This is a genomic window from Brachybacterium paraconglomeratum (assembly GCF_003994255.1).
Classification (GTDB): domain Bacteria; phylum Actinomycetota; class Actinomycetes; order Actinomycetales; family Dermabacteraceae; genus Brachybacterium; species Brachybacterium conglomeratum.
In genome coordinates, this window is sequence record NZ_ML133853.1 from 314810 (window position 1) to 328890 (window position 14081).

Here is a 14081-nt window from a genome sequence, read left to right on the forward strand (position 1 = left end):
GCCGACCATGAGCGAGCTCCTCCCCACTCGGCAGGCCTGGGATCTTCGTCGTGCGATCACCGAGTACGTGACCACGGCAGTCAGCCTCAGTGATCCGGCCGTCGATGCAGCACTCCAGGAGTTCCTGACCCGCGACGACCGGGGGATCTTCCTCGGCCCCTACATCCGGACCCGGCTCCCGTTCACCGGGGACACGGCCGGGACGGACTCGGTCCCGCCCCTGGACGGGCTCCCGGACTGGTTCACGCCGTACGCCCACCAGGCCGCAGCCTTCCGGCGCCTGTCCACGAACCCTGCCCTCCCCGGGACGCGGGATGAGTTCGGCCTCCGCCTCCCCGAGCCCACCATCGTCACCACCGGCACCGGCTCCGGGAAGACCGAGGCGTTCCTGTGGCCGGTGCTCGATCACGTGGCGCGAGCCCGGGCCGAGGGCGTCGGCGGGATCAAGGCGCTGATCCTGTATCCGATGAACGCCCTCGCCAATGACCAGGCCGGAAGGCTCGCCCGCACCCTGACCGACGATCCCCGGTTCAAGAGCGTGACGGCGGCTCTGTACACCGGCGAGGCGAGCCTCAGCTCCCGCACCACCGTGACGCCCGAAGGACTCATCACGGCGCGCGAGGTGATCCGCTCCGACCCGCCCGACATCCTGCTCACCAACTACAAGATGCTCGACCAGCTGCTCCTGCGCTCCGCGGATCGACCCCTGTGGGAGCAGTCCGCCCGGAGCCTGCGCTACCTGGTGCTCGACGAGTTCCATACCTATGACGGGGCCCAGGGCACCGACGTCGCGATGCTGCTGCGGCGTCTCCGCCTCGTCCTCGAACGGCGCGCCCCCGAGCGGGTCCATGTCACCCCCGTCGCCACCTCGGCAACCCTCGGTGACGACGCGGACCCCTCCGAGATGCTGAACTTCGCCCAGACCGTGTTCGGCACCCGATTCACGCGCGAAGCCGTCGTCACCGAGAGCCGAGTCGGGTTGGATGCCTTCGCGGCCCGTTCCGGGGATGCCCTCCGGCGCGCGCTCGAACGAGCCGGTGACGGCATGATGTCCTTGACCCCGCGCACACTCACCCCGGCCGAGATGCGCGAACTGCGAGACCGTCACCTCGGCCCCGGGGGAGCACTCACCGGTCCTGAGCACATCACGCAGGACGTCCTCGATGCACTCTGGGAGGCAACACGATCCGTCGACGGCAACGAGCGGGACGTCCCGGTGTCCACCATCGTCGACAGCTCGGGTTTCAGCGCCGCGGACCTGCTCGTCGCTCACCCCACCGTGCAGGAGATCCTCGAGGCGACCTCCACCGCGGCGACCTCCCTCCCCGACCTCGCCCGCCGTTGTTTCCCCGCCGTGCTGGACGACCGGGCCGCCAGAGCGTTCGTCACCCTGAGCCTCGCCGCCCTGTCGCACCTGCGCGCGAAGGCCGGGCGCAACGAGTTCCCGTCCCTCGAGGCCCACCTGTGGATCCGCGAGGTCTCCCGCATCGACCGCGCCGTCACCAGCACCCCCGCATTCCAATGGAGCGACACCCCGGACCCCGACGACGACCGCGCGCTGCCCGCGATCTACTGCCGCCACTGCGGCCGCTCCGGATGGGGTGTCTCCGTCGCGAACGTCGGCGACACTCTCGACACGCGCCCCCACCGTGTCCGTCAGGACCAGGTGCGGCGAAACGGCCGATTCCGCGCCTTGATTCTGGACCCCCGCACCGATCCTGTCCCCCCGGACGGGGCCAGGCGCAATAGCCGCCGCTGGCTCGATCTGCCCGGGGAGACCTTGCAGAGCGCACCGCCCGCTGCCGACGACCTCGAAGCCGACGTCGTGCCCGTCCTCGTCCACACCGGGCCGGACGCCGAGAAGGATTCACTGGCCGATACCTGCCCCGCCTGCCGGGAACGCGACGGCATCCGCTTCGTCGGCTCCCGCATCGCGACCCTGCTGTCGGTCTCGCTCAGCTCCCTGTTCGGGACCGCGGACCTCGATCCCACCGAGAAGAAGGCCCTGGTCTTCACCGACTCCGTGCAGGACGCCGCCCACCGCGCAGGCTTCGTCGAAGCCCGTTCCCACACCCTCACCCTGCGCTCCGCCGTACACGGTGCGCTCACGGAAGAGGTCGAGCCGCTCGGCACCATCGTCGAGCGGCTCCTCGCAGACGCCCAGACGCCGGAACATCGGTACCGGCTCCTCCATCCGAGCATCGCCGACCACGACGCAGTGCGCCCGTTCTGGACCTCTACCGCGAATCGCGCGGCGCGCCGGAACGCCGAGAAACCCGTGCGACGGCGGCTGCAGTTCGATCTCGCTCTCGAATTCGGTCTCACCGGACAAGTGGGGCGCACCCTGGCGATGACCGGTAATGCTGCCGCCTCGGTGCTGCTGACCGACCAGGAAAGCGCTGCGGTCTCCGCCCCTGCGCTCGAGATACTCACCGCCGACGGTGACCTCTTTACTGAGCAACACGCGGACGAGGCCCGGCTCTGGGTGCGGGGGATCCTCGAACGCATACGCCAACGCGGTGCGATCGCCCACCACTGGTTCCAGCCGTTCCGACGGCACGGCGGGATGCACTTCCACCTCTGGGGCGGGCGGCCCGATCGAGACGTGATGCCGGCCTTCCCCAACGGGCGCAGCCTTCCCGGGTTCCCGGCGCTGGGCAGACGGGCCTCGAAGAGTCTCTTCGAGGACGCCACCGCACCCGGCAGCTGGTACGCCGACTGGACCGCCAGGGTCTTCGGCATCGAACGCCGACGAGCCGCATCGCTGATCCGGCCCCTGTTCGAGACGCTCGCCCTCGAGGGGATCCTCGAGCCGCTCGCGACGAAGACGGCTCCGGATGCGACGAGCTACGCACTGCCGCCCGAGCGCGTCGTGATCGGCTCGCGAGGGGATGACGGGACGGACACCCCGGTTCTCCGCTGCCCTGAATGCACCACCGTGGTGACGGGCACCGATGACCATCTCGCCGACCTGGACGGCGGGCGTTGCACCACCTTCGCCTGCCCTGGGACGCTGCAGCGCAGCACCATCGCGCGGAGCTACTACACGGGCCTCTACCGCTCCGACATGCGCCGGGTCATCGCGCGCGAGCACACCGCGCTTGTGGAGACCCCGACCCGACTCGAGTACGAACAAGGGTTCAAGGCGAAGGACCCCGAACCCGGGCGGCCGAACGTCCTCGTCGCGACTCCCACCCTCGAGATGGGCATCGACATCGGTGACCTCTCCACTGTCATGCTCGCCTCGATCCCGCGCACCGTCGCCTCCTATCTCCAACGCGTCGGCCGAGCCGGCCGTCTCACCGGCAACGCCTTCGACGTCGCCTTTGTCGGCGCCCCGGGACGCGGAGCGAGCCTCTTCACCGAACCGCTCGACGTGCTCAACGGTTCCGTGCGCGCTCCCGGCGCGTACCTCTCCGCCGAAGAACTGCTGCACCGACAGTTCCTCGCCTTCCTCATGGACCGGATCGCGGGCGACGACCGGGTCGAGCCGCCCTCGCGCCACGTCCCCGTGCTGCGGTCCAGCGAGCCCGGCACCTATCTCGGCGCGGTCCTTGAGGACGTCGAACGCTTCGGCACGGACCGCACCGACGAGTTCCTCGCCACTTTCGAGAACGCCGACAGCCCCTGGCTCGGACTCGTCACCGACGCCGCCGAGTCCCTTCGCGAGTGGGCCACCGATCGCTCGAAAGGGTCGACCGGACTCGAGGGCACCGTCCACGGCGCCGTCCAGCGATGGAACGCCGAACGCGAGAAGTTGATCCGTCGGCGTGCGGCGATCGAACGCAACCTGCAGGACCTCGACCGCAACGCTGCTGCCCATGCCGACTCCGCAGCGGTCCGCGCCCAGCTCGAGGCGGAACAGACCCTGCTCGACATCCAGGTCGACGACCTCGACGGCGTCGACCAGGCCGCGGCCGGGGCCCGGAACGACGAGGTCGAGAAGGACCGGCGCCGGCTCCGGAGCAGCGCCGGCCGTCTCCGCGCTGAGGTCTCCGCCGTGGACACCGCCCACTGGGTCTCCGTCCTCGAGAGGTTCGGGCTGCTGCCCAACTTCACGTTGCTCGACGACGGGGTGACCCTCGAGGCGACGCTCATCTGGGAATCCGCCGACGGACAATGGCGCCACACGGGCGCCGCCTATGACCGCGGTGGTGCCAACGCTCTCACCGAGTTCGCACCCGGTGCCCATTTCTACGCCCAGGGCACCGAACTGGTGATCGACACCGTCGACCTCGGGACCGATGGGAGCGGCGTACAGCGCACCGCGTTCTGCCCGTCCTGCGGCACCTCCGTCCCCATCGGGAAGACACCACCCAGCGGCTGCCCGGTCTGTCATGCGTCCGAGATCGCCGACGCCGGGCAGCACCTCGAGGTCGTCGATCTCCAGCGCGTCTACTCCACCATGACGCGCAGCCGCGCGCTCATCTCGGACCAGGACGAAGAACGCCACCGCATGTTCTTCGAGCAGGCGCTCACCGTCGATCTCGGGAGCTCCGAGACCCGTTCCCGCTGGTCGATCGAGGGTAAGGGGCTCGGGTTCTCGTTCCACCGGGATGCGGAGATCACCCGCCTGAACCTCGGCCGTCCGCTCGACGCCGCCGAGGAGATCATGCTGGCGGGGGAAGAACGGAAGGTCGGTGGTTTCCTGCTCTGTGCCGAATGCGGGCACCTCGACTCCGACACTGCAGGAAACGCCGCGAGGGATCACCAGGCCTGGTGCACGAAACGGTACGCCGCCGACGGTGAGAACAAGAGGGTCGTCCTCTCGCGGCGCCTCACCACCGAGGTCGTGCTGGTCTCACTTCCGTCCTCCCTGGCCGGCGGTGGTTCCGACATCGACCTCACCAGCTTCCGCGCCGCCGTGATGCTCGGACTGACCACCCGCTTCGGGGGTACCGTCGGGCACATCCAGGGCGATCTGATCTCCTCCCCGGGGCAGATGGGGAATCGCGCCCTCCTACTCAGTGACACCGTTCCCGGGGGCACCGGGTACCTCGCCGAGCTCTCCACCCCTTCATCGGCCTGGGCGATCCTGGCGGAGTCGCTGAAAGCTCTGGAGAGCTGCGTCTGTGCGGATGGTTCGGCAGCTGCCTGCCACCGCTGCCTGCTCCCGCACGTCCCGTCGAGCGCGCGCGAGACGACGAGCAGGCAACGTGCGGCGGAGATTCTCCGGGAGTTCCTCGGTGCCGACGACCTCGACCCCGACGAGCCGAGGTGGCAGATCGCCGAAGGAGAGATCGACGCGGGGGACACTTTCGAGTCGAGCCTCGAGAAACGGTTCCGCCGAGTGTTCCACAGAGCCGTCACCGCACTGCCCGGAGCGTCGGTCGAGACTCGCAGCAGCGATGGTGGCGACATGCTCTCCATCCGGTTCGACGGCCGCTCCTTCGTGCTCAAACCGCAGGTCACGATCGCCGGAACCCGGCCCGACTTCATGCTCACCTGGCAAGGTTCCGACGTCACCGGCGTCGCGATCTACACCGACGGCAAGGAATTCCACGCGAGCGCGACACATAATCGCCTCGCCGACGACGCCACGAAACGCGCAGTACTGAGAGAGCAGGGGTACCTCGTGTTCGGCGTGACCCACGCCGATCTCGACCGCTTCGAGCTCGCCCTCGACGATCGGCGGAGGGCCTCACCACCGCCACTCGTGGACGTCAACGTCGTGGACTTCGCGGAGATGCAGCACCAGATCACCCCCGAGATGCGCGACCTCGTCCTGGGGACCGCCCTCGATCAGGTGCTCGGCGTGATCCGACACGGTGGCACGACCCCCCACCGGTCGATCGCGCGGATCCTACCGAAGTTCCTGATGCGGAGGGAGGACGTCGTCCGCATCGATCCGGGCACCGCCGCGGCCGACGCCACCGAGCTCCTGGACGGCGGGACCGACGGAATGCTCAGGCGACGTCAGGACGGCGCTATGGGTGTGGTGCGGCGCCAGGACGCGTTGGTCGCGCTCGCGGACCTCAGTTCGGGAGGCATGCTGACACTGGTCCTCGACGATCGCGACGAGGCCGTGGATTCGAGCGACTTCGCCGAGGCATGGCACGGTTGGCTGCAGCTGGCGAACCTGCGCCAAGGTGCCGCGTTCGGGGCCGAGCTTGACGCCACGACCTGGAGCCGGGTGCGCGGCGCACTGCGCACCGACCACGTGCCCCTCACGGACGAACGGCCCAGCCCGAAGAAACACGTACCGAAACAGCGGGCAGGGTCACCGGAAGCACAGCCGTCCGGCATCGCTCCCGAGTGGCAGGACCTCATCGACGCCGCCGTCTCCGACGAGGAACGTGACGCGCTGGCGGTCCTTGCGCGAGCCGGCGTCGCAGAACTGCCGATCGTGGGCGAGGAGCACGGCAGCGCAGGCCTCATTCTCGACCTCGCCTGGCCGTCCAGGAAGATCGCGGTGGCGCTGGAACCCTTGGGAGCCGCGGATCGCGCGGCGTACGAGACCGAAGGGTGGACGGTCCACGAGAACGACGTCGACCAGGCAGTAATCGAGCTCCGGCAGGAAGCCTCCGGCGCCGTGGCGGCGTGGCAGCCTCTGATCGATGATGCTGTCTCCGACCAGGAGCGGCAGGTCCTGCAGCTCCTGGCGACGGCCGGGATCGAGCAACTACCTGCGGTCGGGGAGGAGCACGGAACTGCCGGGGTGATCCTCGACATCGCCTGGCCGGACCTGAAGAAAGCGGTGGTTCTCGACGAGATCGAGGCCGATGACCAGGCTGCGTACGAAGCCGAGGGCTGGACGATCGTCGGGCCGGACGCGAAAGATCTCGTCGGCCGTCTGGGACTGACATGACAAGGAAGGACGGACGATGAAGTCGAACGTGATCCTCGATTCCGAGATGTTCACCGATCTCGAGAACCGCTTGTTCGGCAAGGTGCAGTCGACCATCAAGAAGCTGAGGAACGACTGGCGCTCCCCGGGACTCCACGTCGAGCCCATCGAACAGGCGAGAGACCCACGGGTGCGGACCGCGCGGGTCAATCAGCAATATCGTCTCGTCCTGTTCCACCTGGAGGAGAGCCCGCGGGACGTCTTCTTCGTCGAGGGCGTCTACAACCATGACGATGCCTATGACGTCGCCGGAAGCAAGTTCCTCAGGGTCAACGACGTGTCCGGACAGGTCGAGGTGCGGGACCGCCGAGAAGACCCTGGAGCACGCGATCGCATCAAGGCCGCGACCGATTCCGAGGTCAAACGACGCGCAGCAGCGCTCGCCGCGGCCCAGCAGGCAAAACGCGAGATGGAAGACGCTGCCCGACGAGACGCCGAGCCTGCGCACGACACGGCGGGCGCCGGTGGGGGAGACGGAGACGGCACACCGGTACGGACCACCACGTCGAGCGGTCCCGCTCTGCACCTCTCCGTCGAGGATCTCGTCGCCGTCCTCGGGATGGACCAGGAGATCGCCGAGCGTGCCGCCGTGGCCGGTGATGACGAACTTCTCGACATCGCGAACGACGCGCCGCGCTGGCAGGGCGACGCGCTGATCGAACTCGCCACCGGGAAGTCGATAGAGGAGGTCAAAGACGCGTTCCGGACCGAGGTCACCGGTGGGACGTCCGCGGATGTCCCGACCGACAGCGACGATGTCCTGAAGGCGATTCGCTCCGGCTCCTCGAGGAGCCGGTTCCTGATTCTGGACGAGGACGAGGAGTACGCAGAGGTCCTGGAACACGGGGACTTCGCCGCCTGGCACGTCTTCCTGCATCCGGATCAGCGGCGTTACGTCGATCTCGAGAGCTCCGGCCCCTTCCGGCTCACCGGAGGGGCCGGGACCGGCAAGACCGTGGTCCTCATCCACCGTGCGGTCCGTCTGGCGAGTGGACGGACTCCCCCTCCCCGTATCGTGCTCACCACGTTCACCCGAGGGCTCGCAGAATCCCTCAAGCGGCAGCTCCGTTCGCTCGATCCTGAGTACCAGGCGGCGAGGCACCCGGGGGATCCCGGTATCTACGTCGGTGGCATCGACCAGATCTCCCGATACGTCGTCAACGGAGCGCCGGACAAGCGACGCGTGATGGCAGACGTGCTGGGATGGGGACAGGACGCCCTGCCGCGTCTGGGGCGGCCTGCCCAGGACTGGGAGCGTGCCATCAGTGATGCCGGCGGAGATCTTCCCGATCAGCTCCGGTCCCATCACTTCTTCGCGACGGAGTATGCGGAGATCGTACTTCCACAGCGCATCCTCTCCGAGAGGGACTACATGCGTGCCGGTCGCGCCGGTCGCGGGACCAAGCTCGGGCGCCTCCAGCGACGAGCGGTCTGGACCGTCATCGCGCGATACCGTGACGAAGGGATGCGCAATGCCGTCCTCGACTGGGACGAGCTCTCCGCGGTCGCGGCACGCGCACTCGACGTCGTTGCCGAGAAGGGGGAGGCACGCCCCGTCGACCACCTGCTGATCGACGAGGCCCAGGACGCCCGCCCGCCGCACTGGCAGATGTTCCGCGCGATCACCACCGAAGGGCCCGACGACCTGTTCATCGCCGAGGACTCACACCAGCGGATCTATGGGAACCGCGTGGTCTTGAAGCGGTACGGCATCGGAATCGTCGGCCGATCACGGCGCCTGCGCCTGAACTATCGCACCACGGCCGAGAACCTCCGTTTCGCTATGGCCGTGCTCGCCGGCGGTGAGTACCAGATCTCCGACGCCGAGGAGGGAGCGTACGAAGAGCACGGTGGAAGCTACCGTTCGGCGCGCAGCGGACCGGCGCCGCACTTGCTCCGCTCGGAGACACTCACCGACGAGTACGACACGATCGCCCGCCTGGTCCGGCAGTGGGTCGAGGAGATGGCGGAGGACGGGCTCGACCCGTCGAGCCTGGGGATCCTCACCCATGAGAAGTACCGCGCGGCAAACCTCGTCGCAGCGCTCGGGGAGCGCGGGATCCGGATCCGTCACCTCGACCGTGAGGCGCCGACAGACGGTCTGCCGCTGGTCCTGACGCTTCACACCGCCAAAGGCATGGAGTTCTCCCGCGTGATCCTCTTCGGGATGAGCGCAGAGTCCATCCCCTCGAACCGTCGCGGATTGGACTACGACGAGGACGCGCTGCATCAGGCCCAACAGCGGGAGAGATCGCTGCTCTACGTCGGCGCCACCCGTGCGCGGGACCATCTCGCCGTCTCCTGGAATGCTGAGCCCAGCGAGTTCATCGCGCCGGCGCTGGAGGACGGGGCCTGAGGTGAGGCGGAAACAGGAGTTTCCGCGACGAATGTCCGAACCGACCGATAGAACTGGTCACGACGGAAGTACCGAAACCGAAGGAGAGACGATGTCCGACGAGAAGGTTCAAGCACTGGTCGCCGAGGTGGCGAAGCTCGACGACGCGGAGTTCACCGCCTACAGCGGAGGGTGGAAGGGGAACATCGGGACTGCGCTGGTCGACGCTGTCTTCTCCATTCGTGCGAGGTATCAGGCCGAGGACCCGGCCAAGGGCGTCATCGGACGTTTGAGGGCCTTCAACGAGAAGCACCCGGAAGCGATGAACGACCTCTCGGCATTGGCATCCCTCGGTGAGCAGGAGCTCATCGACATCATGGGGCGCGGGGTCACCGGGAAGCAGACCAAGGCGGCTTGCGTGGTCGAAGCCGCCGAGGCACTTCGAGCCCTCGAACCGGCGATCGTGACCGCTGCCGACCTCCTGGCGGCAGATCCCTACGCCGTGAAGAAGGCATACACCGGCGTGGACGGGCTGGGCTGGGTCACCTGCGAGTACTTCCAGATGCTGCTCGGTAAGCCCGGGGTCAAGGCCGATCGGATGATCGTGCGCTTCGTCAATGCTGCACTGGCCAGGGCAGGCTTCGACGAGGTGGGTCCGAGTGAAGCACACGGACTCGTGGCCCAGGCCTTCGAGATTAATGACCGGGGCGCGGCGTCGCTCACGCACTACGAGCACGCGATCTGGCGCGCCAAGGGCGAGCTCGCGGTCGAGGACGACGAGCCCGATCCCGACGCCTGACCCGCGACGAACCGGGGGTGCCGCGATCCCGCCCCCATCGACCGAATGACCTGAGGAGCCCACACTGTGACCGTCCCGCCCCTGCAGGCCACCGGCCGCCGCGCCGACCTCTCCGCCGTTGAGGACTCGACCGTCGACCACCGCTACTACGACTTCTCGAGTCGACTGCGCGTGCTCGACGACGGTGACTGGCTCGCGCGCTTCGAGGCCACCACCAGGGCATGGCTCGCGGAGAAGAACAACGAGCTGTCTCCGGGACTTCCTGCCGTACGTCTCACGGAGGCAGCTGAGGCGAAGCTCGATCGTCTCGAGTTCGCCAGTGGTACCGCCTACCGCCTCACCCTCGTCGAACAGGGTGACCAGGGGGAGTGGCGCACCGAGGCGCTCGCCTACAGCACGCACCGGGGAGGCGGGTGGATCAGCGTCACCGTCCACAACTCGCAGAACCGATTCGCCAACCGTCCACGGCTGGTACCGCGGCTGCTGGAGCACACGGAGGTGCGCGACGGCGCGAGCGAGCTCGTGGACGACACGTGGATCATCGGCAGGCCCCACCTGAAGGAGTTCCTCGACGTCCTGGGGGATCCTTCTCGCGACGCTCCGGTCTTCGTCACGGCGGCGAAGCCCGGGGCGGATCTCGCCAGGGTCCAGGAGTGGATGGCGAGGCGTTCCCGTGAGCTGGCCGGGCTCGCCCACTCGTACGTCCTCGACGCCGAGTCGAACGCCTCATTGATGCGGGGTCTGGGCCGTGCAATGGGAATCACGCCCGGCACGATCCGGTCGTTCGCCCCTGGGCCGGTGCCGCACGACCGGACCGACGCATTACGTCACCGGGTCATCGGGAGGGGACGACTCGAGTCGCTGCACCCGCGGGAAGCTGCCGCTCTCGTCGGCCGTATCGCGCGCTTCGAATCCGCCACGCGACCCGAGCCCGCGGTGCTCCGGGATGCCCGCCGAGCCTTCGACCGTAAGGCACTGGACGACCGTTTCCGTCGGCGGGCGCGTCCGCAACATGCTCCCGAGCGTGCGGAATCGACGGGCGTCCTGGCCCCGGAACGGCCGGAGGAGCCGACGGCGCCCGCTCCATCACGCCCAGGGCCCGCCCCCGCAACGACACCGGTCGAGGATGCGCGCACCCGCACACCTGCACCAGCGCCGCTTCCGTCGCCGCTCACCCCGGAACCGCCCCCCGAGGAGAGCAGACAACCCGCCACGGAGGAACTACCCGCACCGGCTCCCGAGCCGACCGGCCCGGAGCCCGCCGCCCAAGAACCGCGTTCGCCGGCCCCTGCTACCCATGACCTTCCCGTGCCGTTCGAGGAACCCGTCGGGCACAGCCCCGACAGTGCGCCCGAGGCCCCGACCCCGCCGGCACCCGTCGACGAGCCGTCATCGCCGGCAGCGCCGCAGCTCCTGCTGGATCAGCTGTTCCGCCTCACCGGCGTCTCGAACCTCGCCGACGTCATCGACCATGTCCGCACCATGGACCAGCTCGTGGACGAGGCCGCCGTGGAGGCGCAGAACGCGCTCGAGGAGCGCGATCGCCACGTCGATGCCGCCACGGAGCTGACGCGCACGGTCGGCGATCTGGAGCGGGAACTCTCCACGGAGCTCACCCGCAGGCAGTCCGCCGAGCAGAACGTACGTGCCCTGTCCCTCTACAGGGCCCCGGAGGGCGACGCTGCGCGTACGGACGTCCATGTCGCGGACCTGGAGGTGCCCGACCAGTTCTCGGACATCCCGATCGCGGTCCTCGGGCTCGAGAAGTACGTCGAATTCACCGGGAACGGTGCGGTGACCGAGGAGCTCGACGAGTTCGACACCGTCAACCTCGCGGCGAAGCACTGCTGGGACGGCCTGCTCGCGCTCCACGACTACGCACGAGCCTGCAGCACCGGTGATCACGACGGATCACTCTTCACCTACCTCCAGACCACGCCCGCGATGCACCAGGGCTTCGCGGTGAGCAAGTTCGCTGCCGTCGAGTCCGAATCGACGATGAGCCGCCGCGACCTGGCCGAGCAGCGCAGGTTCCCTGTCCCGACCAGTGTCGATCCTTCCGGGGCCATGGTGATGTGGCCGCATCTCAAACTCGGCAAGATCGGTCGGATCAGCCCGCGCCTCCATTTCCACGACGACGTCTCCGGGAGCGGCAAGGTCTACGTCGGCTACATCGGGCGGCACCTCGGTCTCGCAGGCGACCGCTGAGCATATACGGAGCCTGCACTGCCGGTGGCGCCCGTCAGAAGCGCAACACCGACAACTACCCGGGCGTCACCTGCCGATACGCCTTCTCGAGCGCCGGCCGCACGGTGCTGGTCAATGATTTCCCACCGAGCGCGCTGAGCGCCGCCCGAACGACGGTCTCCCGCTCGGCAAAGCCGTTACGACGATGGGCCTCGGCGACAGCTGCGTAAATCTCGGCCGGGTGGACTTCATCTATCGAGAGGACCTTGAGGACGCGCGGACGGTAGGGGACCGGCGCATCTGCCGGGCGTGACGCGTCCCAGGCGAATCCCGCCCGGTCGAAGCGCACGGTGGACCGCCCCAGTGCAGCGAGGATCGAATCGACGCGGCTCTGCCTGACCCGCTGCATCCCGCAGGCATTGGCGATGAGCTTCGCGAGCCGAGTCCTGTGGATCGGCTGTTCCACCTCAAGGATCTCTCTCGCCAGATCGTTGACGATGAATCGCGCGTCGGGCATGGTCGAGAGCTCGTCGAGATACCACGTCGGGTAGCTCTCCGTGGGCTCCCACGGTCGAAAGATCGGCCCTGCGATTCCTAAGGCCTCCGGGGCGGGCTGCGTCTCCGTGGATCCGGTATCGACATCCGGCGACGCCTTCGCTACTGAGGCGATGCTGCCCGCGAGTCGGGACAGAGTCGCTCTCCGCAGGATCAGCTGTTCCCGCACGGCCGTGCTCTCGTCGACCGGTGCCGGCTCGGAAGCGGACTGCGTCTCCGTGGATCCGGTATCGACATCCGGCAACGTCTCCGATCTCGTCGCGATATTGCCCGCGAGCCGGGAGAGAGTCGCACTCCGCAGGAGCTGGTCTTCGGGCACGGCAGTGGCCTCGTCGACCGGTGGTAGCTCGGGACGGCCACCGGGTGCGTTCCAGGTCTCGTGCGGTCCGGGATCGGCCTCCGACGCAGGGTCGAGTTCGCTCGGCCGGACACGCTTCGACACTTCTGGAGCCGTGACGGTCGAGTTCACTCGTTCGTCGACGGGGCCGGCTTGTGCGGCGTGAATCGACTGTTCGATCCGCGCGACCACGTCATCCCGGCGCAGGATCCACCGGCGAGAAGTGCCTCATCGAGATCAAGGCCTTCGGCGGCGCAGGCCGCGGGGATGACCTCTGGCTCGAGCCGAATCAGGTCGAGACACTAGAGCAGGTCCCCGGTTCCCACCTGTACCTCGTCACCAACGCCCGCTCCGCCGATCCGTCCGAGATGCGGGTGCTCGACCTCGCGGGGGAGCAGCTGCGCGTGCGCCTTGAGGCGAAGCGGGAGAAGCACTACTTCGAGGTTCCGATGCCCGTCGCCGTCTACGACGACTTGCACGGCTCGTCGATGGGTGCGCCCACGGTCACCGGCACCGAGTTCAGCCTTCAGGTCCTCGAGGCGGTCACCGTCCTCCATCAGCGCGGCTATCACCGGATCCGTTTCGTCGCGATGTGGGCGCCCACCGGTCTCCACGTCCGCATGTTCGTCGGCCGTGACAGCGAGGTGCCGGGCGGGCACCCGCGCGAGGAGTTTTTCGACCAGATCGCCTACACCTCGCTGGATGACGCCGACGAGCCCGCGCGCAACTTTGCCGGGACAACGATTCCGGCCTGGTGGAGTGCGGAGATGATCGCCGATCAGATCCTCGCCGCGATCCCACCGATCGAACCTCGTGCGGATGACCCTGACTATGTCGCGCGTATCCAGGATCTCTTCGAGCATCACGCCGCTGCTCGCACGGTGCCGCTCACCGAGGATGAACGCGGCTGAGCGTCATCACCGCAGACAAGCACGGTCGGCCGATTGACCCCCTTCGAAGACGACGCCATCATGAAGCCAGCGGTCGTTCTGGCGGCCTGACCTCAACGGACATCTGATCG

The 14081-nt window shown here is 68.2% G+C and carries 6 protein-coding genes; 5 read left to right on the forward strand and 1 reads right to left on the reverse strand.

Annotated features, from left to right (window positions below):
- Positions 1-7: 7 nt before the first annotated feature.
- From DS079_RS07370 to DS079_RS07385, 4 genes are all read left to right on the forward strand, one after another.
- Positions 8-6808 (forward strand): DEAD/DEAH box helicase, encoded by a 6801-nt coding sequence (locus tag DS079_RS07370; RefSeq protein ID WP_126986182.1) that lies wholly within the window; start codon positions 8-10, stop codon positions 6806-6808.
- Between the two features lie 16 nt (positions 6809-6824).
- Positions 6825-9203 (forward strand): UvrD-helicase domain-containing protein, encoded by a 2379-nt coding sequence (locus DS079_RS07375; protein ID WP_126986184.1) that lies wholly within the window; start codon positions 6825-6827, stop codon positions 9201-9203.
- Between the two features lie 91 nt (positions 9204-9294).
- Positions 9295-9981 carry a hypothetical protein gene (locus DS079_RS17235; protein ID WP_206516143.1) on the forward strand — a complete coding sequence of 229 codons (687 nt, stop codon included), beginning with the start codon at positions 9295-9297 and terminating at the stop codon, positions 9979-9981.
- 171 nt (positions 9982-10152) lie between these two features.
- Complete coding sequence (locus DS079_RS07385; protein WP_126986186.1) at positions 10153-12189, forward strand: hypothetical protein; 2037 nt, start codon at positions 10153-10155, stop codon at positions 12187-12189.
- Between the two features lie 55 nt (positions 12190-12244).
- Here the strand turns inward: DS079_RS07385 and DS079_RS07390 are convergent, their stop codons facing one another.
- Positions 12245-13192 carry a DUF3320 domain-containing protein gene (locus DS079_RS07390; protein WP_126986189.1) on the reverse strand — a complete coding sequence of 316 codons (948 nt, stop codon included), beginning with the start codon at positions 13190-13192 and terminating at the stop codon, positions 12245-12247.
- Between the two features lie 23 nt (positions 13193-13215).
- Here DS079_RS07390 and DS079_RS07395 point away from each other — a divergent pair, with 23 nt between their 5' ends.
- Positions 13216-13971 carry a hypothetical protein gene (locus DS079_RS07395; protein WP_126986191.1) on the forward strand — a complete coding sequence of 252 codons (756 nt, stop codon included), beginning with the start codon at positions 13216-13218 and terminating at the stop codon, positions 13969-13971.
- Positions 13972-14081 lie beyond the last annotated feature (110 nt).